Source organism: Acetobacter sp., assembly GCF_047723915.1.
In the GTDB taxonomy this organism is placed as follows: domain Bacteria; phylum Pseudomonadota; class Alphaproteobacteria; order Acetobacterales; family Acetobacteraceae; genus Acetobacter.
In genome coordinates this window covers 79,203-104,063 of record NZ_JBDOBQ010000002.1, presented here as the reverse complement: position 1 = coordinate 104,063, position 24,861 = coordinate 79,203, and the positions used below count along the sequence as shown (strand labels likewise).

At 63.4% G+C, this 24,861-nt stretch carries 23 protein-coding genes; 8 read left to right on the top strand and 15 right to left on the bottom strand.

What is annotated here, in order from left to right; translation table 11 throughout:
- Nucleotides 1-375: 375 nt before the first annotated feature.
- The 11 genes from ABF990_RS02615 to ABF990_RS02565 all read right to left on the bottom strand — a co-directional run bounded on the left by ABF990_RS02615 (nt 376) and on the right by ABF990_RS02565 (nt 10,956).
- Nucleotides 376-738 (bottom strand): STN domain-containing protein, encoded by a 363-nt coding sequence (locus ABF990_RS02615; RefSeq protein WP_415499688.1) that lies wholly within the window; start codon nt 736-738, stop codon nt 376-378.
- Between the two features lie 97 nt (nt 739-835).
- Nucleotides 836-2,098, bottom strand: coding sequence for an FAD-dependent oxidoreductase (locus tag ABF990_RS02610; protein WP_415499687.1), 1,263 nt, complete (start codon nt 2,096-2,098; stop codon nt 836-838).
- Nucleotides 2,095-2,814: a 3-oxoacyl-ACP reductase FabG gene (fabG, locus tag ABF990_RS02605; RefSeq protein ID WP_415499685.1), complete on the bottom strand. Its 720-nt coding sequence runs from the start codon at nt 2,812-2,814 to the stop codon at nt 2,095-2,097. The genes ABF990_RS02610 and fabG overlap by 4 nt, the downstream gene beginning before the upstream one ends.
- A complete protein-coding gene (locus ABF990_RS02600; protein WP_415499684.1) occupies nt 2,811-3,251 on the bottom strand; it encodes a phosphotransferase in 441 nt (146 codons plus the stop codon). The genes fabG and ABF990_RS02600 overlap by 4 nt, the downstream gene beginning before the upstream one ends.
- The gene (locus ABF990_RS02595) at nt 3,227-4,036 is read right to left on the bottom strand and encodes a beta-ketoacyl synthase chain length factor (RefSeq protein ID WP_415499683.1); all 810 of its coding nucleotides are present in this window, start codon (nt 4,034-4,036) and stop codon (nt 3,227-3,229) included. The genes ABF990_RS02600 and ABF990_RS02595 overlap by 25 nt, the downstream gene beginning before the upstream one ends.
- Nucleotides 4,036-5,223, bottom strand: coding sequence for a beta-ketoacyl-[acyl-carrier-protein] synthase family protein (locus ABF990_RS02590; RefSeq protein ID WP_415499682.1), 1,188 nt, complete (start codon nt 5,221-5,223; stop codon nt 4,036-4,038). Before ABF990_RS02590 ends, ABF990_RS02595 begins: the two co-directional genes overlap by 1 nt.
- Nucleotides 5,220-7,550: an MMPL family transporter gene (locus ABF990_RS02585; RefSeq protein ID WP_415499681.1), complete on the bottom strand. Its 2,331-nt coding sequence runs from the start codon at nt 7,548-7,550 to the stop codon at nt 5,220-5,222. Before ABF990_RS02585 ends, ABF990_RS02590 begins: the two co-directional genes overlap by 4 nt.
- Entirely contained in the window at nt 7,550-8,125 is a 576-nt protein-coding gene (locus ABF990_RS02580) for a LolA-related protein (protein WP_415499680.1), read from the bottom strand. The genes ABF990_RS02585 and ABF990_RS02580 overlap by 1 nt, the downstream gene beginning before the upstream one ends.
- Nucleotides 8,122-9,033 (bottom strand): acyltransferase, encoded by a 912-nt coding sequence (locus ABF990_RS02575; protein WP_415499679.1) that lies wholly within the window; start codon nt 9,031-9,033, stop codon nt 8,122-8,124. Before ABF990_RS02575 ends, ABF990_RS02580 begins: the two co-directional genes overlap by 4 nt.
- On the bottom strand, nt 9,030-10,652 hold the full coding sequence (locus tag ABF990_RS02570) for an AMP-binding protein (RefSeq protein ID WP_415499678.1): 1,623 nt from the start codon (nt 10,650-10,652) through the stop codon (nt 9,030-9,032). Before ABF990_RS02570 ends, ABF990_RS02575 begins: the two co-directional genes overlap by 4 nt.
- A 16-nt stretch (nt 10,653-10,668) precedes the next feature.
- The gene (locus tag ABF990_RS02565) at nt 10,669-10,956 is read right to left on the bottom strand and encodes a phosphopantetheine-binding protein (protein WP_415499677.1); all 288 of its coding nucleotides are present in this window, start codon (nt 10,954-10,956) and stop codon (nt 10,669-10,671) included.
- Nucleotides 10,957-10,965: 9 nt separating this feature from the next.
- Here ABF990_RS02565 and ABF990_RS02560 point away from each other — a divergent pair, with 9 nt between their 5' ends.
- The 5 genes from ABF990_RS02560 to ABF990_RS02540 all read left to right on the top strand — a co-directional run bounded on the left by ABF990_RS02560 (nt 10,966) and on the right by ABF990_RS02540 (nt 16,935).
- On the top strand, nt 10,966-11,685 hold the full coding sequence (locus ABF990_RS02560) for a hypothetical protein (protein ID WP_415499676.1): 720 nt from the start codon (nt 10,966-10,968) through the stop codon (nt 11,683-11,685).
- A 127-nt stretch (nt 11,686-11,812) separates the two neighbouring features.
- Complete coding sequence (locus ABF990_RS02555; RefSeq protein ID WP_415506464.1) at nt 11,813-12,559, top strand: class I SAM-dependent methyltransferase; 747 nt, start codon at nt 11,813-11,815, stop codon at nt 12,557-12,559.
- Nucleotides 12,560-12,654: 95 nt separating this feature from the next.
- On the top strand, nt 12,655-14,100 hold the full coding sequence (locus ABF990_RS02550) for an LTA synthase family protein (RefSeq protein ID WP_415499674.1): 1,446 nt from the start codon (nt 12,655-12,657) through the stop codon (nt 14,098-14,100).
- 269 nt (nt 14,101-14,369) lie between these two features.
- Nucleotides 14,370-15,632 (top strand): flavin-containing monooxygenase, encoded by a 1,263-nt coding sequence (locus ABF990_RS02545; protein WP_415499673.1) that lies wholly within the window; start codon nt 14,370-14,372, stop codon nt 15,630-15,632.
- A gap of 376 nt (nt 15,633-16,008) precedes the next feature.
- Complete coding sequence (locus ABF990_RS02540) at nt 16,009-16,935, top strand: LysR substrate-binding domain-containing protein (protein ID WP_415499672.1); 927 nt, start codon at nt 16,009-16,011, stop codon at nt 16,933-16,935.
- 169 nt (nt 16,936-17,104) lie between these two features.
- Here the strand turns inward: ABF990_RS02540 and ggt are convergent, their stop codons facing one another.
- From ggt to ABF990_RS02520, 4 genes are all read right to left on the bottom strand, one after another.
- Complete coding sequence (ggt, locus tag ABF990_RS02535) at nt 17,105-18,796, bottom strand: gamma-glutamyltransferase (protein WP_415499671.1); 1,692 nt, start codon at nt 18,794-18,796, stop codon at nt 17,105-17,107.
- Between the two features lie 122 nt (nt 18,797-18,918).
- Nucleotides 18,919-19,992 carry a heme-dependent oxidative N-demethylase family protein gene (locus ABF990_RS02530; RefSeq protein ID WP_415499670.1) on the bottom strand — a complete coding sequence of 358 codons (1,074 nt, stop codon included), beginning with the start codon at nt 19,990-19,992 and terminating at the stop codon, nt 18,919-18,921.
- Nucleotides 19,993-20,005: 13 nt separating this feature from the next.
- Complete coding sequence (locus ABF990_RS02525; RefSeq protein ID WP_415499669.1) at nt 20,006-20,935, bottom strand: PDR/VanB family oxidoreductase; 930 nt, start codon at nt 20,933-20,935, stop codon at nt 20,006-20,008.
- Between the two features lie 17 nt (nt 20,936-20,952).
- Nucleotides 20,953-21,537, bottom strand: coding sequence for a dimethylamine monooxygenase subunit DmmA family protein (locus ABF990_RS02520; RefSeq protein WP_415499668.1), 585 nt, complete (start codon nt 21,535-21,537; stop codon nt 20,953-20,955).
- A 187-nt stretch (nt 21,538-21,724) separates the two neighbouring features.
- On the opposite strand from ABF990_RS02520, the gene ABF990_RS02515 reads away from it, so the two are divergent.
- The 3 genes from ABF990_RS02515 (at nt 21,725) to ABF990_RS02505 (ending at nt 24,811) form a co-directional block, all read left to right on the top strand.
- A complete protein-coding gene (locus tag ABF990_RS02515; RefSeq protein ID WP_415499667.1) occupies nt 21,725-22,585 on the top strand; it encodes an aminotransferase class IV in 861 nt (286 codons plus the stop codon).
- 244 nt (nt 22,586-22,829) lie between these two features.
- A complete protein-coding gene (locus ABF990_RS02510) occupies nt 22,830-23,234 on the top strand; it encodes a flagellar biosynthesis regulator FlaF (protein ID WP_415499666.1) in 405 nt (134 codons plus the stop codon).
- A gap of 83 nt (nt 23,235-23,317) precedes the next feature.
- Nucleotides 23,318-24,811, top strand: a complete 1,494-nt coding sequence (locus tag ABF990_RS02505) for a protoglobin domain-containing protein (protein WP_415506463.1) — start codon at nt 23,318-23,320, stop codon at nt 24,809-24,811.
- The last annotated feature ends 50 nt before the right edge of the window (nt 24,812-24,861 follow it).

Genomic DNA, 24,861 nt, shown 5'->3' with positions numbered 1-24,861 from the left:
GCGGACCGATTTCAAGAACCGTGGATCACGGCGACCCCATCATGGGCTGCGCCTGATCCTGAACCTCCGATCGGTGGAAACGGGGTTTTGGCGGCAAAAAAGGAGATGGCACGGTCTATGAACGCCATGCTGCTGTCCCCACAGGAAATACGCCCCGAGGATCAGCCTTCTGCGTCCCGGCCCCGTGCCGCTTTGGTGCCATCCGGCGATGCCGGGCGACTGCCCGGTATCGCACTGGAGAAGCGCAGCAGAGAAACACACTGTGCGCGCATATGAGATACAAGCCAGCCAGGGCCGGATTGGTGGACAGGTCGTGTCTGTCGTATACGACAGGTTCCTCATACCCCGGCCGGCGGGCCTGAACCCTGACAGGTGTCAGTCTTCATCCTCATGGGTAACGTCACCGCTTTCCTGCGGATGCCGCGCCACGATAGCCAGACCGGTCTCCGTGCGGCTGACCTTGAGCCCCGAGCCACGCAGAACATGACGCATGGCCTGCAGGGCCCGATAATTCCCGTGGATTTCCGTGCTGGTCTTTCCCGCAAGCAGGTGCTGATCGACCTTTACCGCACAGCCGGTCCGCTGCCCGACATCCTCAACAGCGGCACTCAGCGGTCGGCGGCCGGCATCCCATTCGTAATGGGTGCTCTGGCATTCGGGGCTGGCACAGCCTGCCAGCGGCCCGGCCAGAACGGCGGCGAACACGGGAAGCCTTATTGTCTTTGTAAAAGCCGACATACAAAAAATTCCTTTTAAAATTCCAGACTGGACCTGCACCGGGTGCCAGAATGATCCGGTCACCGGCAATGATCTGCCTCACTCCATTCCGGATTATTCAGAATGAACGCCGCAGCTTTTTCCTGAACCAGGTTACCCCGACTATGGCCTTGAAAGCGCTGAATGGCGCCATGACACGCCACCCTGCTGCAAAATCACCTGCAAGCAGGGAAATAATCGCATCACGCATCCGCAGAATATTACGAGGGTTCAGGAACAACATGCGCAGAACGGGCGTGTTGATGCGATAGATCAGCCATGCAATGCGCCGCATCTCGCGCTGGGTCCTGCGTTCGGCTCGTGCCGCGACCCTGCGGCCCTCCACAGGGTCGCGCAACCATGCACGGGCAACCCCGGCACCACGATAAGCGCTTCTCATGGCCAGCAGCACACCTGACGAAAACACCGGGTCGAGAAACGCGTAGGCGTCACCGATCAGGTAGTATCCCTCTCCCCACGCCTTCTGGGCACAGTACGAATAATTGCTTGTTGTGGACAGGGGAGACAGAGCCTGCGCCGCATTCATGCGTTCCGCGACACTCGGGCTTTGTGCCACCTTTTTCCAGAAAAGCTCTGTCACCGGTCCTTTATGGTCACGATAGGCCACCTTGTCGCCGACAAAGCCGACACTCATCACCCCATCGGGCAGCGGGATCATCCAGAACCAGCCATCCTTGACGAGATGGATGGAAATATAGCCCCCCATGTCGCCCGCGCGCCGGGGAACATTCCGGAAATGCCCAAAAATCGCGGCGGTCGAATTCTTCTTGTTGGCCTGCCGCCCGGTCTGGGCACTGAGCAACCCGTCACGCCCCGACGCATCCAGCACGAACCGGGGCTCGTAAACCTGTTCTGTCCCCGCGTTATCGCGCGTGCGCACACGGGCCCGCTGGCCCGACTGAAACTGCACGGACAGCACGCGGATGTTCTCACGCGTTGTCGCCCCATGCCTGCCTGCATTGCGAAAAAGCAGCGCATCGAAATCGGCCCGCACCACCTGATAGGCGTGGTCTGTTTTCGCACCGATCGCATACCGGAAAGGAAAAGGAACGCACCGGTCATCGGTATCGGAAACAAATTCGGCGCCGGGCTTGTACACGCCCATGGCCTCGACCTGCTCCAGCACCCCCAGATCGCGCAGGAGCGGCAGGTTGCACGGCAGCAGCGATTCTCCAATATGAAAACGCGGGTGCTCGTCCTTTTCCAGCAAAACGACATCATAGCCGTCACGGGCGAGAAGCGTTGCCGCCGTGCTGCCCGCCGGGCCACCGCCTATGACAAGAACATCGCATGCGCGACCATCCGTCCCGTGAACTGTCATACCATGCCCCCATTGATCCCGATCGTCTGGCCTGTAATGTATCCGGCCTGCTCCGACGCCAAAAACGCGACAAGTTCAGCCACCTCGCCCGGTCTGCCCGCACGGCGGGCCGGCACCAGGGCTGCGATCTGCGTCGCGTCCATGACCTCGGCCGTGGCGGGGGAGTCGATCACGCCCGGCGCCACCGCGTTGACGGTAATGCCCCGGCTTGCCACCTCCCGCGCCAGCGAACGCACCGCCCCTTCCAGCCCGGCCTTGGCCGCCGCGTAATTGACCTGGCCCCGATTGCCCAGACGGGCCGTAACGGACGACAGGGCAATGATCCGGCCCCAGCGCGTCCGGGTCATGGGCAGGAGGAGTGGCTGCACCACGGCAAAAAAACCGTCCAGGGACACGCCGATCACATCACGCCATTGGGCGGTGTTCATGCCCGCCATGGTCACGTCGTCATGCGTGCCAGCATTATGCACGACCACCTGCGGCACACCGCCTTCGACCAGCGGGGAGAGTGCCGCCTGTGTCGTGGCAATGTCCGACAGGTCGCACTGCCACACCGTCGCGCCATGACCCTGCCCGCGCAGGTCCGCCTCCAGCGCGCAGGCCCTGTCAACCGACGCATGGGCATGGATGATCACATGCAGCCCCGAGGCCGCCAGCCTGCGGCAGATGGCCTCCCCGATCGGGCTTGTGCCACCGGTAACGAGGGCGCGCTTCATGCGGGGAGTGTCGCGCGGGAAAAGAAAACCGTGCCTGTGCCGGCTACAAGCCGCACCCCGCTGGCCGAGGCGACGGTAAAGGCGTAAACCAGCCCCTCCGCCGTGGCATGTTCACGCACCACGTCGACAAGAAGAGCGCCATACTGCGCACGATCCAGCCTGTCGCAGAAAATTTCGATATCCCGCAAGGCAGCCAGATAGCCCGGCCTGTCTGTTGCCCTGCCGATCAACGCACCGTGCAGAGCCGCCGCCTGCATGGCAATTTCCGCCGCCACCACCGGACCCAGCCGGCCATCGCGCCGCAGGGGATTAAGCGGATCGCACGGGTTGCGCATGCGCGCGCGCAGCCTGTCCTCCGACCATGCATCGCAGTGGTCGAGCAGGCAGCTCGCACCCTGATGGGGAATACGGTTCAGAATTTCTGCACGGTCGAGCATGGTCTCACTTCGATTTTCAAGTGCCCGTTCAGGCATGCGACGCGAACACAGCATTCGTCCTGCCGTGCAAGGGCACCGAGCAGCGCAAGGCCACGCGCCGCCGGGTTTTCGTGCGCCAGTTGCCGCAATGCCGGATTGTCCGGGTCATCGCCCTCATCCGTCGTGGCATCGTAGGTCATGTCCAGAGAGGCCAGCCCCGGTGCGGACAGATCGGGGTCGAGCAGCATGGCGCAGGCAAACGTTTCCGTCGTGACGCGTACGGTGCCAATCGGGCCGGGGATAGGCAGGTCATAGGCCACGAACAGGACCGGATGCGCCTCCACCACGGCCTCCGCCGCGGCTTTGAGCAGCCCCTGCCCGAACGACCAGTCGAAACCGCCAACCGCCGTGGCAGGCGCGATGGACCCGTGGCTGATGGTCCAGTAGCCAGCCGGCGCATTATGCACGGAATTATGGAACTGGGTGGGAGAGACGTCTCCCCCCGGGGTGCAGAGCGCTTCGAGGATGGTGTCTATGACGCCGCCATCCCCGTTGGCGCTTGCAAACAGGGCCGATACCTCGGCCGGATCGACCTGCGCCAGCGTACAGGCCTCCTGCGCCACGGCAAGGGCCAGCCGCGTGACCGGCCCCGCCCGACGCCGTTCATTGGGGGGCAGATGCGTGGCGGCAGGTGCGACGGCACTGACACCATCCCACAGGGTCGGGTCACGCAGCACTTCGGCGGCACGCGCCCATCCGGGCAGGCCCCGCCCCCAGACCGAGGCGGATCTGACTACGACACGCATCACACCGCCCCGAAAACAAGGCTGCAATTCGTGCCGCCAAACCCGAACGCATTGCTGACGACATGCCTCAGCCCGACACGTTCGTTTTCTGTCACGACCCGTGCGCGAAAACCCGGATCGACCTGCCCCACGTTCAGGCAGCCCGGCACAAACCCCTGCTGCAGGGCCAGAATGGACATGACAGCCTCCAGCGCGCCGGACGCCCCCAGCGTATGGCCCGTCCAGCCCTTGGTGGACGAACACCGCACCCTGTCCCCGAACACGGAAAACACGGCCATGTCCTCCATTGCGTCATTGGCCTGGCTGCCGGTACCGTGCAGGTTGATATAGTCGATATCGCCCGCCGTCAGCCCCGCGCGGGCCAGCGCATGACGCATCGCAGCGATCGCTCCGCGCCCGGCAGGGTCTGGCGATGACATGTGATGCCCGTCACTACTGGCCCCAAAGCCAAGAAGACGGGCCAGGCCGGTTGCGCCGCGTACCCCGGGGCGTTCCAGCAGGACGAATCCTGCTGCCTCCCCCACGGAAATGCCGTCGCGCGCCACATCGCATGGCCGTGTCGGCCCTGCGGCGATCAGACCCAGTGCGCCGAACCCGCGCAGGGTCATGCCACACAGGCTGTCTACCCCGCCCACCACGGCCGCATCGCACAGCCCCGCCTCGATAAAGTGCCAGGCGTCGACAAACGCCCGCGAAGATGACGCACAGGCGTTGGAAACGCTCAGGACCGGCCCGCCCAGGTCCAACGCCGCCGCCACGTAACGCGGCAGGGAAAACAGGTCCTGCGTATGTTCCTGGTCGAAATCAGCCGGCATAGCGCCAGATGCCGCATCCCTGCGGGCATAGGCCATTTCCGCGCTGAGAATACCCGAGGTCGAGGTTCCCATGACCACGGCCACACGGGCTGGGCCGTAAAACGCCCGGGCCTCGGCCACATGGGCTGCAAACCCGTCCAGATTCAGGGCCATGTCCGCCAGACGGTTGTTGCGGCAGTCGAAATTGCGCAACGCATGGGGCAGGGCATGGGCCTCAACCCCGGCTACGCGGCCCGCGTAGCCGCTGCTGACACCGGCAAAATCGCACGGCTCCAGACCGGAGCGGCGCGCGGCCAGAGCCTGCCCGGTCGCGGCAAGACCGGGTCCAATGGCGCTGAGAGCCGTTCCTGCGGTGACGACAAGTGGGGTCATACGGCGTGTGTTGCCGAATTGGACGCGGCCTGTCCAGCCAGCATGAAGCCGAACAGCAGGGACAGAAGCGTTCCGCACGAGACGGTCCAGCCTATTTCGCGCAAAAGCGGCGTATGGCACAGGCATAACAGGGCGAATGTCAGCACGGTCATGATATTGCAGGTCAGCAATGTGCGTATCGTGCGGGCCCGTTCCGCGTCGTCAAGCTGGGGGCGCGCAAAAAACAGCGCGTAATCCAGCCCCACCCCCAGCACGAACTGCATCGAAACCAGATGGATGAGCGACAGGGGCACCCCACGGCAGGCCAGAATGCCCAGCAGCACGATCATGGCGGCGCTCACGGCTGAAATCACCCGCCACAGCCGCCCTGAATCGCGCAGGCCCCAGACCAGAACAAGCAGTGCGGCACCAATACCCAGCGCCGTCCAGCGCAGGGTCAGACGTGTGTGGTAGGTCGTCAGCGCCGTAATTTCGCGGTTCAGGTCAAGCGGCAGGACGTCGGGCCAGGGCGCCAGCGCCGCCCGGATGGCGGTATCGTCCACAACGGCTTCGGGCAGGATAATGCCCCACCATCCGTCGTCCCGCTGAAAAAGCAGTGGACCGAGTGCCGGAGCCAGCGCCGTGCCGGCAAGCCCGGCGGGTGTCAGCGGCGCGAGGTGCCGGGCCGCCGCCACATCGCCCCGGAAAGGCCCGAAACTGCCCGGCCGGAACGGCAGGCCTGCCTGTGCCTGCCCTATGGCCGCAGCCAGCACCGCATCGTCAGGCAGTTGCGCCCGGCGCTGGTCCTGCATGGCGGTGGAGGGCAGGATATGGGCCGCATCTTCCACCCCCGCCAGCGCCCCCTGCCGGATCAGCGCCGCAAAGACGGGAGCCAGAGTTTCCTCCCTGCGCAGGACGGCTTCAGGGCTGTCGCCCCGTACGACAACAAGGCGGGAGGACTCCGGCACGCCAAGGCCCCGCCGCAGATCGCGGTCCAGCGCCTTGGCGGCCGGACGCACGGGGCTGAGCGCTGTCAGATCGGTTTCCACGACTACAGGCCGGACGATGAGCACCGCGCAGGCGCCCAGCACGGGCACAAGACAGAACCCGCGCCACCGCCGCCACCGTTCGGCCCGGGCCAGCGGCGCGGACGGCCCGCTGATCCGTGGCGCGAGATCGGCCGCGACAATCAGGCGCGGCATGATGAACAGGGTCACGATAGCCGCCGTGACAAGGCCCGCCGCCGCAAAGGTGCCAAGCTGAGCAATGCCAGGCAGGCCGCACAGGATCATGCCGGTCAGGCCCAGCACGGCCGTCGTGACCGCAAGCCGCAGGCTGGGTGCGATCCGGCGCAATGTCGCCCCCGGCCCCTCCCCCGCGTCACGGTGGCCGATAAGCAGGACAGGATAGTCGAGCGACACGCCCAGCATGGTCATCCCGAACCCGAAGGCAATACCGTGCACAGCCCCGAAACACAGGCGCACCACGACCATCGCCACCGAGAGCGACAGCAGGAACGGCACCCCGATCGCCGCCAGAACCCATAGCGAGCGAAACCGCCAGTACAGCACGCCAACGACAAGGCAGAGCGACAGCACCGACATTTTCTCGATATCGGCGCGCATGTCATGCGCACTCTGCACCGCGAAAATGGCCGGCCCGCTCAGCAGCAGTCGGGCCCGGGCAGGATGCGACGCGGCAAACGCCGCACGGATGGCATCCTGCGCGGCCTGCTGGGCAGCGAGATTCATGCCCGCAGCCGTTGTCCTGAGCAGCATGAGCGCACGGTCCCGGTCAGGGGCGAACCATACCCCCTCGCGCAGGCGGGCCTGCACATCCGGCTGGAGGGCGTGCAGGACATTGAAAAAAGCCCCGGTGGGATCACGCAGCGCCAGATCCAGAAAAAGCGGTTCCGCCGCGGATTGCAGGCCGTCCAGCACCTTTGCAAACGCGCCAGACAGAGCGGGCGCCGAAAAATCGCGCACCGTGGGGTCCGGCGCCAGCAGGTAACGGTAGGTGAACAGCACATCCCGCAGGGACGCATTATCCCCCATGGAGAACGACCCGTTCAGCACCGTGGAAAAACGCGTATCGTGCGACAGTTCCGCCTGCATGGCCCGGCTGATGCGCGCCAGTTCGGCCGGAGGAGCCTGCTCGATCCCGACCGTGATGATGGACGCCGCAACCCCGCCCCGCACCTCCCGGAACAGGAAGCGCGACCCCGCGTCATGCCCCTGCGGCAGAAAGCCTGCCATATCCACCCGCAGGGGAATGCACGCAAAAACAACAGAGGCTACAACCGCGGACAGGAGCAGGGCCAAAGCCAGCCGTTTCGGGTTACGGCGCATCAGGGAGCGATCGTCAGGCTCTGGGTATCGCCATTGGCCTGCACGATCCGCAGGCCCAGAATGGCATTGTTCCTGCCGGTCAATGTCACGGTACGGACCTGTTTTGCCACCGCGTCATTCGCTGGTGTCAGCTCAAGGGTCCAGGACCCCAGTTCGCCTGATGCCGCCAGACGATACGAGCGTTTCAGCCGCTCCACATCTCCGTCCAGCGGGGCGCGCAGCGTGTCGACCAGAAGTTGCAGGGCCGGGTTGCGGCTGGCGTCCAGCGTCTGGGGCGCGGCCTTTCCCCGGACGATGGTCACCATGTCCCCCTCTATGACCAGATCTTCACGCCGGGGGGTCAGGGTCAGTTTTTCCAGATGTCCCGGGGCGCAGTACGACAGGCTGCCCGCACTGTCCAGCGGCTGGGTCAGCGCGCCGATGACACGCACCTCATGAAAAGCGTTCTGGCGCTGATGCACCTGCCCCAACCCGGTTATAATCGCATCGGCAAGATCCTGCGCCCGGGCCCTGGCCGGGTGGAAGAAAGACAGGGCGTTCAGACACAGCAACAGTGCGACAAGCCGGCGCATCATGATCTTTCCTTCCAGAAATCGTAAAGGTTATACCATGACAGTGGATTGCGCCGGCAAAGCTGGCTCATCCAGTCGGCGTAACGCTGCATCCATGCGTGCAGATCCCCCGTCCGGCCTGTGCCGGAATTTTTCAGCGCGATCCGGTCCGCCAGACTTTCGAAACGGATATCGTAATGGCCGTCGCTGCACCGCAGCCCGCTGAACAGCACAACCGGCGCCCCGGTTATGCTCGCGATCCGGAACGGCCCTGTGGGCAGCGGCGCGTCCCTGCCCAGAACGCAAACAGGCAGGCTGCGGCCCATATCATGCGCACGGTCCCCCAGAATGGCGACAATTTCGCCCCGTTGCAGGCTTTCGGCCACACGCAGCATGGTATCGGGCTGCCCCAGCGTGATCAGAATATCCTCATAACCAGGGTCCAGCGCCTCGATCAGCCGTGTGGCGTCCCCCGTATGCTGCCGGTACATCAGGATTTTCAGCGACAATTTGCGGGGGGACACTTTCAGGACCGAACGCAGGGCGTCGAACGAGCCGATATGCGCCCCCAGCAGAATACAGCCCCGCCCCTGATCCAGCGCGCGAAACACCACATCGGTTCCCAGAATCGAGACCGGCGGAGACGCCGCCCCGTCATCCAGAATGAACAGCCGGTCGAGGGTCATCAGCGCATAGGAATGGATGTGCCGCCAGATCAGATACAGCGAGGGCTCGCGCCCCAGAACGCGACGCAGATAGGTGCGCGAGCCGCGTCGGGTGGTGCCGTCGCTGATCAGGTAATAGAGCGAGATGGGCCAGATCAACCGGGCCAGCCGACGACGCCCCATGACCCTGGCAAGGCGCAGCATGATGGCCATGACCGTATGGTTCCCACGCTCGGGCACCAGCCAGGTCTCGCCCCGGGCGGTCATGACGGCGTGCCGGTGCCGATAACTGCACGCAGGACCGGCTGCCCCTGCACAAAGCCCGCCAGCCGGGTGCGCGACGTCTCGCGCCGGGCAAAGAACGTCACCGTTTCATCCGGCAGGACAGGACGCAGAAATTTCACCTGCGCGATGCGGGACGGGCAAAGCCCCGCAAGGGCCAGGCCTTCTTCCAGCAGCACCACGCCGGGCACCACGGGCTGGCCGGGAAAATGCCCGGCAAGACAGGGATGATCGGCCGGAACGACCGCGGTGCCAACCGTATCGCCCAGGGCCAGTTGCGCTGCGAACTGACGAAGTGCCTGAACGGTCAGCTTGCCTACGCCGTTGCGGGGCAGAGCGTCGACAAAAGTGATGTTACGGGGCAGAAAAACCGGATCTATCCGCTCGCGCAGCCCGGCAATGATTGCGTCCGCCGTCAGGGAAGGGGCGACGACAAATGCCTGCATTCTGGCAAAAGCACTGTCGGCATCGCCATCGGGCGGAAGAAACGCGCCGTCCTCCACACCGGGCAAGGCTGTCAACGCCACATTCAGTGCCGACAGCGAGGCACGCTTGGCCGCCAGTTTCACCATGTCGTTGCGGCGACCGATCAGCCTGAAATGGCGCGCGCCATCCTTTTCAACCAGATCCGAAAGCGGAAACGCCGGCGCACCCGGGGCTGCTATGGTCGCGTCATCCCCGTTCTGGTCCAGATCGACCGTGTCGTACAGGAGCCAGCGCGGCCCCTGCGTTGTGCGGCGCATGGCCACGGACCCGATCTCGGTCGCACCATAAATTTCCATGACCGGTGCGCCCAGCCTGTCTTCAGCCTGCCGGGCCAGCGCATCGCCCAGGGGGGCGGCAGCGGAAATGATCCGTGCGATCGCAGGCCAGGACAATGCGGCCCCCAGCAGCATGCGCAGTTGCAGCGGCGTTGTCACCAGCACGCGCGGCGCAGGCGCGAACTCCAGCATTTTACGCCAGTCCGCCGGGTAGAAATCCGGCCCGCTTGTTGCGGCACACCGCGTATGAATGGCCTGGAGCACCAGTGTCTCGAAACCGTACATATGATAGGGCGGCACCGTCCCCACCAGGGTAGAGGCCACGGTCTCGGGGTCGAGCAGCGCGCGGGCGGCGACACTGCGCACCACCAGCGCCCCCCATGTCTTGGTATGCGCCACGGGCTGACCCGTGCTGCCCGAGGTAAACACAATGGCCACAAGCCGGTCGACATCCACAACCGGGTTGAGGGGACAGTCATCCCCCGTTTCATCCAGCGGTGGCAGAAAGAGTGCGCCGGGCGGGCGTTCGTCAGCACCCGGGTCGTCCCCGGCGAACCCCGCACAGACAGCGCCGTGATCTGTGGCAAGAGTGCTCAGGCGCCTGGCTGAGCGGTCGCTGGATAGCAGCACATGCTGCCCGCGCAACAGTGTCGCCAGCAGCAGAACCGTAAAATGCCGCACATCCACACATAACGGCACAACTGGCGCATCGGGCAGCAAAGCAGCCACGCGATAGGCCGCCCGCAGCAGCCCATGCCCGGTGCTGACACCGTCATGCCGGTACAGAACAACACGCTCAGGCGCGTGAATCAGGGAAAAATCTATTGTATCGGGAAAAGACACCCATCCGCCCTCCGGCTTACCCGGCCGGACGCATGACCGTGACATGGCTGGCCAATGCGCGCAGCGAACTGAAAATTTCGCGGCTGTTCGGGTCGTCGGAACTCAGTGTCACCCCATACGCACGGCTGACCATCAACGCGACTTCCAGCGCATCGATTGAATCCAGCCCCAGGCCTTCGACAAACAGCGGTGCTACGGGATCGATTTCATCTGGCGCAATTTCAAGCTGCAGGACATCCACAAGACGTTCGGCGATTTCATGTTCAAATGGCGTTTGCGGTGTACCGCTCAAATGCGTATTCATGATTTTCTCATGCCAGACAGTAAAGTGATGGCCGTCCTATCACACGCACAGATTGAAGAAAAGGAAATCGAAAAGCCTGTCATGGACAGATCCTTCAATCCCGCACGCGTGGGAACGTGTCTGCTGGCAACCAGTTTTATTCTGGCTTCTTTTCCTCTGTTTTTTACTTCGGGCACGCGTACCCTCGCACTGTGCATCCTTGCCTGCGAAGGCGTGGGCACAGGCCTGCTGAGCGGTGCATTGCTGCCCTGCGCGGTTATGACGGCTGCCCTGTTTCTACCGGCCTGGCAATGGCCATCGCAGGCCATGACCGCTGAGCGCTGCCTGCTTTACGAAGGCGCGGTCATGGTTCCGTTCATACTGTTCGCCCGGTCGCTGCGGACCGGGCATGAGCCCCTCGTGTCCGCCATTGCCCGGCAGGTACACGGAACGCTCCGGCCCGATGTCGCGCGGTACACAACCGCGCTGACATGGTTCTGGGCCGGCTTTCTTGCCCTGTCAGTGCTTGCACCCGCGCTGTTATGGCTTGCGGGGCCCGCAGGGTCGTGGCGCTGGCCCGCCAGCGGCGGCGTGCTTGGCCTCACCATTGTTCTGGCCGGGCTGGAATACGGCCTGCGGCTGATTGTCATCCGTGATTTTGAGCATGTATCGCCCTGGGCCAGCGTCAGGGCGTTTCGCAACCGCCCTGCCCGACCGCCCACCGGATCTGACCCGTCCCCCATGGCCTGACAGGCCTGCCACACATCCTGAGGTACAGCCCCGACGTACCGGGGCTTGCTTATCCCGCAGGTTCAGCCGAAAAAGCCACCTTCATGCCTGCTGTGGAGCGTCTCCAACGATGACAGATGAGAATACCATGACCCGGGAACGCGCCACGCCGCCCCACCCCGTCCTGTCCTCCTATTACCGCGATGCTGCCAGCCGGCAGGGTTTTGTACGAAGCCTGTTCGACAGGACCGCAACCCATTACGACCGGATCAATGCGATTTTTTCCCTGGGCAGCGGGCGCTGGTACCGCAGATGGATGCTTCGCAGGGTGGGGCTGAAAGCGGGCGACCGTATTCTGGATGTCGCGACCGGCACCGGACTGGTCGCGCGTGAAGCCAGCCGGATCGCGGGGCCGAATGGCGTGATCGGCCTGGATATGAGCCCGGGCATGCTGGCCGAATGCCGCAAAAACCTGCCGATCGCGCTTGTCCAGGCCGATGCCCAGCGCCTGCCTTTTCCCGACGGGCATTTCGATTTTCTCAGCATGGGGTACGCGCTGCGCCATGTCAGCGACCTGCACAGGACGTTTATCGCCTATCGCCGCGTGCTCAAACCCGGCGGCCGCGTGCTGATCCTTGAAATCGGGCGCGCACGCAAGCCATTCGTGCAGGCCGTATTACGTTTTTATCTTGGCAGGATCGTTCCCACGCTCTCGGGCGTGGCCGCGTCCCGCGACAGCCGGCAACTCATGGAATATTACTGGGACACGATTGCCGAATGCGTCTCCCCCGACGACATTGTCAGCACCCTGCGCCAGGCCGGATTTGAGGATGTGCGCCACTACACCTCACTGGGCGTGTTCCATGCCTATGCGGGGTCCGCACCGGCCCGATAAACACGCCTGAACCGTATTGGCCATGCCCGCATGCAAGACCCGCCCGACCCGCGGCAGCGGGCCATGGCAATACCCCCGCCCAGTCAAAGATTGCCATGAATTCCTGCCATCCGCTTTTTAGCCTTGCCGCCACGATCGGGGGCAATTTTCTGATGGAAGCCATGGCCCGCCCGCGTGGAAAAAGCCCCGCACTTTATCCGGCCCGGGTGCTCAGCGCCATTCTCAGCACGGTTTTCTACGGCTTTTTCCTCATGGTTTCGGGGAGCCCGGTTTTTGCCGCCATTCTGGCCGTGGGGCTCGTTGCCGCGACCGTCTGCGGATCGAACCTGAAATTTGCGGTTCTGGACGAACCTCTGGTTTTCAGCGACTTTTTTGTCATCAAGAATTTTTTCCGTCACCCGCGATTTTATATTTTTGCCGTTCCGGTCCCTGTGCGCGTGGCAGCCGTTCTGGCGACAGCCGGAATACTGGCCGGGCTGGGTCATGCTGTCTGGCGTGCCCCGCCCGTTTGCCATGTGTGGGGGGCCTGTATCATGCTGCCCGCTCTTGCCTGCCTGATCGTGCTCCCCGCAAGGCGGCTGGCCCCCATGCCCCGGTTGGCACCCGATATTGCCCGGCTGGGCATGACGGGCAGCCTGTTCGTATACTGGCGGCGCTGGCGCCAGCAGGTGCCGCCCACCCCGCACCTCACCCGGCAGGCCAGTGGGCAGCCCGCCGGGCAGCCCGATCTGGTTGTTGTCTTGCAGTGCGAGTCCTTTGCCGACCCGTGCACTCTTGGCCTGCCGCCGGAGATTCCCGTTCCACCCCTACCCGGTCTGGCACGGGCACGGGCCATGGCAACACAGTATGGCATGCTGGAAGTCAGCGGGTTTGGCGCTTACACCAACCGCACGGAATACGGCGTCCTGTTCGGCCGCAATGCCGACGAACTGGCTTTCGACCAGTTCGACCCGTTCCTGACAGCAGACAGGGAAACAAAACCTGCCCTGCCCGACCTGTTCCGCAAAGCCGGTTTTGAAACGCTTTATATCCACCCTTACGATCTGGGTTTTTATAACCGCGATGTGATGATGCGCAAAATCGGTTTTGACACCCTGCAGGGGCAAACGGATTTCACGTATACACCGACCGAAAAAGCACCTTATATTCCCGACAGCTATCTTGCCCAACGTATTCTTGAAACCCTTGAGACAGCCCACGCCCCCTTGTTCGTGTACGCTGTCAGTATTGAAAACCATGGCCCATGGCAGGGAGAAACCCATCCGGTCGGCCACTATCTGCATCACCTGCGCAATAGCGACAGCATGATCGACCAGTTGCTGAGCGGGCTTGAGCACGGCGGGCGCACAGCCCGGTTCGTGTTTTTCGGGGATCATCGCCCCTCCATTCCGGGCATGACATCACCTGCGGCCGGACGCAGCACGCCCTATGCGGTTCTGGATTTTCCACGCACCGGTCAGGAACCGGTGGAAGAGACCATTTCCGCACGCCAGCTTCATGACATCATAACAGGTCGCCCCACGCGGCTGCCCCCGACTTAGCGCCGCTCAGAGCAGGACCACCCGATAGATCGACGGGACAGGGTATTCGCTGCGCCGTTTGCATGCTCCAGCCTTGCTCCATGGGCGGTCAATTACCTCAAAGGGCAGAGGCGGGCTGGCGCACCCGAACGGAGCCTCAGAAAAACAGAGCTTTGGCACAGGAAAGACCGTGTTTTGATGCGGGCATGACACTGGTATCGTTCCCGGAATGCCGCGTGACGGCCTTATGCCCGATGATGTCACGCATCAGTCTTTACAAGGATCCGTTCATGCCGATCGAGACAACCGAAGTTCTTGTCGTGGGGGCCGGTCAGGCTGGTATTGCCATGAGCGAGCACCTGCATTCTCACGGAATAAGACATATCGTGCTCGAACGCGGCCGTACCGCGGAACGGTGGCGCAGTTGCCGGTGGGATTCCCTGGTGGCCAATGGCCCCGCCTGGCACGACCGTTTTCCCGGTCTGGATTTTGCCGAAAACGGACCGGACGATTTCGTGCCCAAGGACAAGGTGGCAGACTACCTGCATGCCTATGCCGAAAAAATTCACGCACCTATTCGCTGCGGCGTGACGGTCACGCAGGTGCGCCGCAATGCCGGGCAGGCAGGCTTTACGGTCGACACCTCGGACGGCCCGATGACCGCCAATTACGTCGTGGCGGCCACAGGCCCGTTCCAGGTCCCGGTCATTCCCCCCATAGTGCCAGCTGAGCCCGGGATCATGCAGATCCATTCGGCCGATTATAAAAATCCGGCCCAACTGCCCGAAGGCAATGTGCTGGTCATAGGTTCGGGGTCGTCAGGTGCCCAGATCGCCGAAGAACTCATGCGCAGCGGCCGGAAGGTTTATCTTGCCGTAGGCCCGCATGACCGCCCGCCGCGCAGCTACCGTGGCCGCGATTTTGTGTGGTGGCTGGGCGTGCTCAACAAATGGGACGCCGAAGCAACGCCCGGCGTGGAACATACGACCATTGCGGTCAGCGGCGCGGGCGGGGGCCATACGGTGGACTTCCGGCGGCTTGCGGCCGACGGCATGACCCTGCTGGGGCGGGCGGAAGCCTGCCATGACGGTGTCATGACATTCGCACCCGATCTGGCCGAAAACCTCGCCCGGGGTGACGCAAACTACCTGTCCCTGCTGGATGAGGCCGATGCCTATGTGGCACGCAACGGCCTTGCCCTGCCCGAGGAACCCTCGGCGCGCGATCTGCTGCCGGACCCGGCCTGCGTGCGCGAACCGATCCTGCGCATGGACCTGAAAAAAGCAGGGATCACCTCAATCATCTGGGCCACGGGGTTTGGCGTGGACTATGGCTGGCTACAGGTGGACGCACTGGATGCACATGGCCGCCCCCGGCACCAGCGCGGCGTGTCGTCCGAACCGGGCGTGTATTTTCTTGGCCTGCCATGGCAGACCCGTCGGGGCTCGTCCTTTATCTGGGGTGTCTGGCACGATGCCGGGTATGTGGCGGACCATATCGCCAAGCAGCGCGGCTATCTGACCTATGAACCGGCCCCCCAAGGGCTGCGATAAAACCGCTTTCCCCTGTTACTCCATGCAGGGCCACGGGGGTCACACCGCCATGCGCCCCCCCTGGTGCGGCCGCGTGGAGCAAGCCCGCAGGCCCTTTTGTCAGACCAATACGCCTTCCGGCGCAAGCATGGTGCGCCCCCGGCCTGCGTCACCGTTGCCCTGCCATATGTCCTGCCATTGTCACCCTGCCATGCCCGACAGCCCGCCCCGTCTGGTCTGAGCAGCACTGACAGGCCCGCTGCGGAATGGACCTGCCAACAGGCGGGCTCCCGCATGGTGCGCCTGACCATTGGACGGGGGGACCGTAAAGCCTGTATCATTCCCCCTCGCTCCCAATCGGGCCGAGCGTATCCGCCGTGCAGAAGGACATGCCAGGGTGAGGTTTTCTCTCCGCCAGATCGAATATTTCGTCGCGACGGCCGAAACCGGTTCCATCGTGCAGGCGTCGAGACAGATTCCCATCTCGCAACCGGCCATTTCCGCCGCCATCGCCCATCTGGAAGATGTGTTCGGGGTGTCGCTCTTTATCCGCCACCACGCGCAGGGGCTCTCGCTCACGCCTGAAGGCCGGATCATCCTTCAGGAAGCGCGCTCCCTGCTGACCCATGCACAGGATTTTGACAGTTCCCTGCACAGCATGCTCGGGCGTGTCAGTGGCGAGATAACGATCGGGTGCATGACCACCCTGTTCCCGCTCCTTGCCCCCGATCTGATCCAGACCTTTTCGGCGGCCTACCCGCAGGCACGTCTGCATGTCGTTGCCGGACACCATGAAGACCTGGTGGACAGGCTGCGCATGGGGGAAATTTCGGTCATGCTCGGCTATGACATGAAAGGGCCTTCGGTTATCGATTTCCAGCCTCTTTCCGCGCTGGCACCCTATGCTTTCGTCTCGGCGGATCACCGGCTGGCAGCCAATGGGCCGGTCAAGCTTGCCGACCTGGCGGATGAGCCGTTTCTGCTGCTCGACCTGCCCTTTTCAAAGGACTATTTTCTGCACCTTTTTGCCGCAGCCGGGGTCACGCCCAAAATCGTCGGCCGTTACCCAAGCATGGATGTCATCCGCAGCCTTGCGGCACGGGGCGAAGGGTTCGGGCTGGGGAACGCCCGCCCGCGCAACTGCCACGCGCTGGATGGGCGGCCACTGGCCTACCTGACGCTGGACGAACACTGCGCCCCGCTGGTGTACGGGTTCTTTACGCTGCCGGGGCAAAGGCAGCCGCTCGCCGTTTCGGCCTTTCTGGAGTTATGCACCAGACATCTTGCGGGCAAGCCCCTGCCGGGCACGCAGCCGGAATCCTGAAAAAAATCCCGCGCCCGCAACAAGCAGCAGCAGGTTGCACGAACAGGGCCTATCTTTCCCCGACGCGCAAGGGGCCAACAGGAGGGATGCCGGGCCCCATACCGGCAGCAGGGGTGCACGCACCCGCAGCCCCATAAACCCTCATCCGTTTTTATTCAGTCCCTTTCAGTCATTTTTCCATGATATCGTCCGGCCTGTCGGGCGCCCTGTCCGGCCAGAAGCGGATACCCGGTCGGGCCGGGCCGCCACCCAGCGCCATGGCGGTTCCATCGGCCCGCCAGCATGCCGCTCCCTCCATCGTGCCGTCGTCATGGAAGGCAATGGCGTTCATGCCCCCGCCGATATGGGGTTTGACCCGCACATCGTACCCTTTGGCCACCAGCGCTCCGGACGCGGCGGCATAGCCGGGCTCCAGTTCGACGTCCTGCCCCTGTGTCCACAGGCGGGGGGCCTCCACAGCGGCCTGAAGGCTCATTTTATGGTCGAGCAGATTGAGAATGGCCTGAAAGACCGAAGGAAAAATACGCAGCCCGCCGGGCATGCCCAGCGCGTATCGGGGCTTACTGCCACGGCACACGATCATGGGTGCCATGGAGGTCGGCACCCGCTTGCCCGGCGCAATGGACAGGGCGCGACCGGGATGAGGATCGAAATTGCTCATGTAATTATTGGGAATAATGCCGGTTTGGGGGTCCATGAACCGTGCCCCGAACATCCCGTTGATGGTATGCGTGGCGCTGACGATATTGCCCTCATGATCCGCAATGCTCACATGCGTCGTGTCCTGACTTTCCCAGGCGGGGCATACAGGCTTGGCCTGGGCCGCAATCCGGGCCAGACAGTCGCGCGCGTAAGCCTTGGAAGTCAGGCGTTCCACAGGCACACTGACAAATGCGGGATCGCCGCTGTAACGGCCCCTGTCCTCGAACGCGATACGCATGATTTCGGCCAGCAGGCACAGGCTCCCGGCGCCGCCAAACCCCATGCCTGCGATATCGAAACATTCCGCCATGTTCAGCATCTGGGTCACATGCACCCCGGACGACGCCGGAGGGGGCGGGCCTATAATGTCAAACCCCCGGTACCTGCCCACAACGGGTACGCGGTCGAGCGCCCGATAAGCCAGCAGGTCCGCCTGTGTAATCCAGCCGGGGTCGGGCGCACCAGCAATGCAGCGCGCAAGCGATACACCCAGCGCACCGCCGTACAGGGCCTGCGCGCCTTCGGCGGCGATCAGTTCCAGCGCCTGCGCATAAACGGGCTGGCGCAGGCGCGCCCCGGTGGCCAGCGGAACCCCTTCGGGCATGAAGACAGAGCGCATCATGGGGTCGGCCGACAGATCGGCCGCGTGCTCGGCTATCGCACCGGACAGGTAGGGCGTAATGCAGAAACCCGCCTTTGCAAGCCTGATCGCGGGGGCCAGCGTATCGGCAAATGGCAGCCGCCCGAAACGGGACTGCATGCCATGCCACCCCAGCAGGTTGCCCGGCACCGCAACCGCTGTCGCACCGACCAGGTTGCGCCGCCCCCTGACCTGCATGCCATGGTCGGGTTCATCGGGCAGGGGGTCGTAAAGGTCGGGGGTCATGGTGGCGCTGGCGCAGGACAGGGCGTCGATAATACGGTGTTCGCCCGATGCCAGCCGCACATGCACAAGCCCGCCACCGGCCACGCCCACCATCATGGGTTCGACCACGCTCAGCGCGAACAGAGCCGCCGACGCCGCATCGAACGCATTGCCGCCCGCCGCCAGCATTTCGGCCCCCGCCGCGGTTCCAAGCGGATGGTTGGTGACAACCATGCCCCTCTGCCCCCTGACCGGGCTTTTTTCACACACGAACGGGAACGCGGCAGCCGACATGTCCAAAAAACTCCTCGCCTGTCCTGGATCGGTGGCAATGCGCCATTCTGTCACGTCATGCTCTCAGGTTCCATGCCCCGGGACAGGCATGCCCGAAGGCAAGGCTCATGCCATGACGGATTTCAGGCCCCGGCCAGCACCCGTAACAAAGGCTGACGGATGGCACCAAGCCCCTTGTACTGCGCCAGATCGGGGGGCAGGCTCCGCAGAACGGCGGCAAACTGCGCACGCCATTGCGGCACCGCCAGAATATCGGCCAGCGGTAGCAGATAAGTGCGGATCAGGAACATGATCGCACCACTTTCGGGCAGGCGCACAAGGTGCTGCACCTCCACCCGCATATGAAAAGCCGCCAGCCCCGCATCACGCGCCATGGTTGTGCGGGTGGCACCCCACCGGTCATAGCTGTCCAAAGCCGTATCCAGCCTGTACCCCGCGGTGGATGTCCAGTTGAGCCGACGAAACGCCTGACCGGGTTGCAGCCGCATCAGAAACAGTTCGGCCCGGGGAATGGCGCCGTCGGCGTAATCATGCGGTATGGGGCCGTGGATTTCCATGAACGACATGCCCGCATCGAACGCCATCGACCAGTTGGAGGCAAAGGTCACGCAGCCGGCATCCACCCAGAGCTGGCCTTCGCGCTGGTCCAGCAGAACCACGTCCTCCTGAATCTGCGAGGCAAGGTACATCAGCGGCGGCATGGGCAATGTGCCGTCATCGCCATAGCGAAAAACCTGTGTCACGTTCAGGCGCGCGTTGGTCCAGCAATACGTGTCACCCTCGCGTTCCAGCCGCATGGAGGCATGCGTGGCCGCCAGTTCGCCCAGCCCCCACACCAGCGCGTCCCACCCGGCTTCACGCATATGCGCAAGGCAGGCGTAGCGCGACGGATCGCGCCGCAGGATGGCGCTGCGTTCGGCCAGTTCAGGCGCGTAGTCCTCGTCCACATCCAGCAGCGTGCCACCCCACGCCCCCGCCGCCGTGGACCGCAGCCCCGGCGCGGGTTCGACATTCGCGCTGTAAGCATAATGATCGGCGGAAAACGGCCAGGGAAAACGGCTGCCGCGCGACCCGATACCCTGCCCCGTCAGCCGCGATACGCCTGCGGGGGCCGCTGGCACCTGTTCGTGGTACGCGGGGGGTCGAGCAGCCGCGTCCTGCGGCGTAACGTTTTGACCCACGGGCTTTGGCCGCATGCTCTCCCCCTTCCTACAGATCAAGCTCAAGACGGCCTGTGGCCCTGGACACACAGGGCAACAGGCACGTGCCCGATGCCCGTTCCGCCTCCGTCAGCACAAAATCATGGTGCGTGATTTCTCCCGCCGCACCCTCCATCCGGCATTCCCCGCAGACACCGTTGCGGCACAGGGCAGGCCAGGACACTCCCGCCTGTTCCAGCGCATCCAGCAGGCTGGTATCGGCCGCGACCTCCACCACCCGGCCGGACCGGGCCAGCACCGCCGTAAATGCCTGCCCGCCCGCCATGGGTGCCGCGCCAAACCGTTCGATATGGCAGCGCGCCTGCGGCCACCCTGCCGCCTGTGCCCGCGCAAGCACATCGTCCATAAAACCGGCGGGACCGCATACATACAGGTGCGTACCCATGGGCTGCTCACGCAAGGCAATGTCCAGCGCTGCCACAAAAGCCCCGCGCCCCCTGGCCAGTTGAAAACCACCCGGCCCCGCCAGACAGTGCAGGTCCTCCAGATGGGGCACAATGGCTCCGTCCGGGGCGACATGGAGCATCTGCATGGCATAGCCCCAGCGCCGCGCCGCGCGCAGGTAGGATAAAAACGGGGTCAACCCGATCCCGGCGGACACCAGCAGATGCCTGCGGGCGATCCGCACCGGCCCGAAATCGCAACGGGGCGCAGAACAGTCCACCACGGTCCCCACCGGGACGTTATGCAGCCAGACCGAACCACCCCGCCCACCGTCCCGCCGCCCGACCGAAATGGCGTAATGATCGGGGTTATGCCCGTCATTGGTGAGCGAATACGCATTGACCCGCCCGCCACAGGACAACGCGACATGGCTGCCTGCCGCGAAGGATGGCAGTCCATTGCCGTCGCACGCGCGCAGGACAATGACGCGCACATCGGGCGATACGTCCGCAGCATGGGCGATACGCAGCGGCATTGTCAGCCCCCGGCCGGTCACTGCACCCCCTCCGCATCCGCGCTGAAACCGACCAGCGCGCCAAGTCTGCGTGAAAAATGCTGATGTATAATAAGGTTTTGTCCACATCCCGGACAGATTACAATATCGCCCGGCCCGGCCATGGCGCGGAAAAGCGTCTTGCAATGCACGCATTGCACGCGCACGCGGCTGTCGTCCAAGGGGTGCAGGCGTATTTCCACGTCCAGCATGCCGGCCCGCCGGGCCTGGGCTGCAAGCCCCATGATCTCAGCCGCAGGGCCAGCCAGCATCAGCCTCCAGCCCACGACCATATTCGCCAAGGCCATGGCAAGCCGGTCGCACAGCGCCGTATCGGCCAGATCCGTCGCCACGACCTCCAGCACGCAGGGCCGGTCCCCCACGCCGTGCCGCCATGCCCCGATAACAGGGGCTGCGGCAGGCCCCAGCCCCACAAGCACAAACCCCGTGCCCGCGACATCCACCGCCTCCGGTGTCGCATTCCACGACAGGGTAGGCCAGTCAGGCAGGTTGGTGCGGGCCGAGGTAATAAACCGCCGGGGCTTCTGCCCGGCCCCATGGGGGGATTGACCACCGAGCGACATGGTTTTTCTTCTCCCGGCCAGCCATCATGTTTCTATAAAGAAACGATCATGACGCTCCCACATGCCCCCGGACCTGTCAATAAACGCAATGCCAGCCCCCCGGAACACACGCTTGCCGGGTCTGGACCGGCATGTCAGTGTACCCGGCACCGCGCAGTCAGCCCGGATATCCGAACAAGGATTTTACATGTCAGACGATGTCTTTCTCAACGGTCGGTTCCTGCCCGCGGCCGAGGCGACATTATCCGTTTTCGACCGGGGCTTCCTGTTCGGGGAAGGCATTTACGAAGTCTGGGCCGTAATAGGGCACCGTATTGTCGATACTGACAGCCACCTGACCCGACTGGACCGGTCCCTGCGTGAATGCGGCATACCCACCCCACCCGAACGCGACACCCTGCCCGCTATCCTGAACGACCTTGTCAGGCGCGGGGGCATTGCCGACGGGTTCATTTACCTGCAGATCACGCCCGGCGCGGGTGAACGCGACTTTACCGCCACGACCAAGACCCGCCCCACCCTGTTCATCATGGCGCGGCATAAGGACCTGCTGGGAGCACCAGCCCTGCAAAGCGGCCTGGCGGTCGACCTCGTGCCCGATATCCGCTGGCTGCGCCGCGATATCAAGACCACCATGCTGATGCCGCAGGTCATGGCCAAGAAAAACGCCGTGCGCCAGGGGCTGAAGGACGCCATTTTCTACGACGAAACAGGCATTACCGAAGGGGCGTCGTCCAATATCTTCATCGTGACGGATGGCGGAGCGCTGCGCACACGTCCGCTGTCGCACAAGCTGCTGCCGGGCTGCACCCGCAACAGGCTCATAACCCTGGCAAAAGAAAACGGCATTGCCGTGGAAGAACAGGCTTTTTCGGTCGAAGACCTGCTGGGCGCGCGTGAAGTCTTTGTGACAAGTGCGACCAGCCTTGTCGTACCGGTCGTGCAGGTGAACGAGACCACCATTGCACAGGGCATACCCGGCCCGATCACCCGCAAACTCCAGGACGTGTATCTCGCTTACATCCAGTCCCTGCCCACCTGCGTATAAAACCGCCCCGAACCGCGGCCTGGCAGTGGGCGTCCGGCCACGGAGCTTGCAGCCCGACAGCCGCGGCACCCCTGCCCGGGAAGCCGCAAAAGCGCTGCGCCCCGCAGGCAGGGCCGGTCGACGGAAGCAGGAAGTCCGTTGCACAGATGCGATCACGCTTGCGGCACTCTGGCCATCTGCGGTGTTGTAGGATAATTCTCTCCATCAGGCCCATGGCCGTACACGGACAGAACACGGTGGCACGATGATCAACTCTGCAATGAAAGCCTATCAGAACGTCGCTGAATCCTCTCTCTCCGACAGAGAGACCGACGCCCTGTGCTTCAGCCTTCTGATCGAAGATCTGCAAACTGCCGCATCCAGTTCCGATGCCGCCGTACGCCAGCATGTTCTGGCCAAGCACCAGCGCCTGTGGTCAGGGATCATCAAGGTCAACTCCCTGGACGTGGGTGTAACGCCCGAAGATGACCGGGAACTGTTTATTCGCCTCGCGGCGCAGGCCCATCAATACGGTCTTATGGCCATCCTGAACCCCGAGCTGCCCCTGACCCCCCTGATCGAAATCGCAACCAATGTGCTCGAAGGACTGGAAAGCACCCAGGCCAATAGTCCCGAGACGTCCGATGCCGATCCTTACGCCATGTTCTGAGCGAGAAACACAGGTCTTTCCAGCGCGGACACAGAAGGAAAAAAGTGGTTATGCGGACATCTGCCCCCGATACTGACAGGAACATGCTTCAATCCATTGCGGAAAGACTGTCCTTTCTCAAAATCGGCAAGAAAGAACGTGCAACCCTCCAGCATATGCGCACGGAAATGGCCGATATTCTCGAGGCCAGCCTGAACGATTTCTATGCCCAGGTAAAGCAGACCCCCCAGGTCGCGCATTTTTTCAAAGATGCCGCTCATATGCGCACGGCACAGTCCCGCCAGTCGGTTCATTGGAACATGATTTTTTCGGGCAAATTCGATGAGCAGTACCTTCAGGCCGTAACACAAATTGGCGGCATGCACGCCAAGATCGGGCTTGAACCCCGGTGGTACCTGGCCGGTTACGGCCTGCTGCTGGACGGGATGATACGCCGCCTGGTGGAACGGGAACTTGCATCCCATACCGGTGCGCGCCGGTCCCTGTTCTCACGCGGGAATGCGGGTTCGGCCACGGGTGATGACTCCGACCTGGCCCGCCAGCTGGGTGACAAGCTGGGCACGCTGGTCAAGGCGGCACTACTGGACATGGACCTGGCCATTTCCACCTATCTGGACAAACTGGAAGAAGCGAGCCGCAAAGCCGAGCGTGAAGAGGCGGCGCTGGAAGAAATTGCCCACGCCCTGGAAAAAATTGCCAGCGGCGATCTGGCGGCGTCTCTGGACAGGAGTGTCGCGGAAAAATCGCCCATGCTGGCCAATGTCTTTTCCAAGCTCAAGACCGGGCTTGGCGGCATTGTCTCGGAAATCCGCCGTGCGTCGGGGCTGGTAAAGGATTCCGCCGCCTCCATCAGCAAAAGCAATTCCCGTATTCTGAGCCAGAACGAGGCGCAGGCCGGTTCGATCCGCCGGATCACAGATGCCACGGCCTCGCTCGAGACGTCCATTTCCGATGTCGCGGGGCAGACCAACGCGGTGGAAAGTGCGGTCAGGAAATGCGTGGCCGCCGCATCGCGCGGGGACAAGAACATTCTCAGTGTCCGTGAAACCATGTCCGACATCAGAATAGCGGGAGAAACCATTTCCGAACTGGTCGGCACCATTCAGGGCATTGCCATCCAGACCAATCTTCTGGCGCTGAACGCCAATGTCGAAGCATCCCGCGCGGGAACCGCCGGACGGGGGTTTTCTGTTGTCGCCACGGCCATTCGGGAACTGTCGTCCAAAACCACGGAAGCTGCAAAACAGATCGCGGCCAGCGCGCAGCGGAGCGAGACCATCATCAAAAATGGCGATACCGCCGTCAAGCAGATGGCGACCGCCCTGTCGGAAATCAGCGGCAGCCTGAGCGTGGTCAGCAACGCTGTCTCGCGCATCAACAAGGAAATGGGCAGCCAGGAAGCAAGTGTTCGCAGCACCCACAGCGAAGCCGCTGGGCTGAACGACCTTTCCGAAAAAACATCGTCCATGACCAAGCATGCCTCCAACGACTGCGAGGCCCTGACCCAGCGTTCAGACACAATGGTCAAGGTGGTCAGCAATTTCCGCCTGCCCGAGCAGGTACTTGAACTCTCCTGACCTGCCCCCCACCGGGCCCGATACAATCGGGCCGAATACAGTCGGACCGG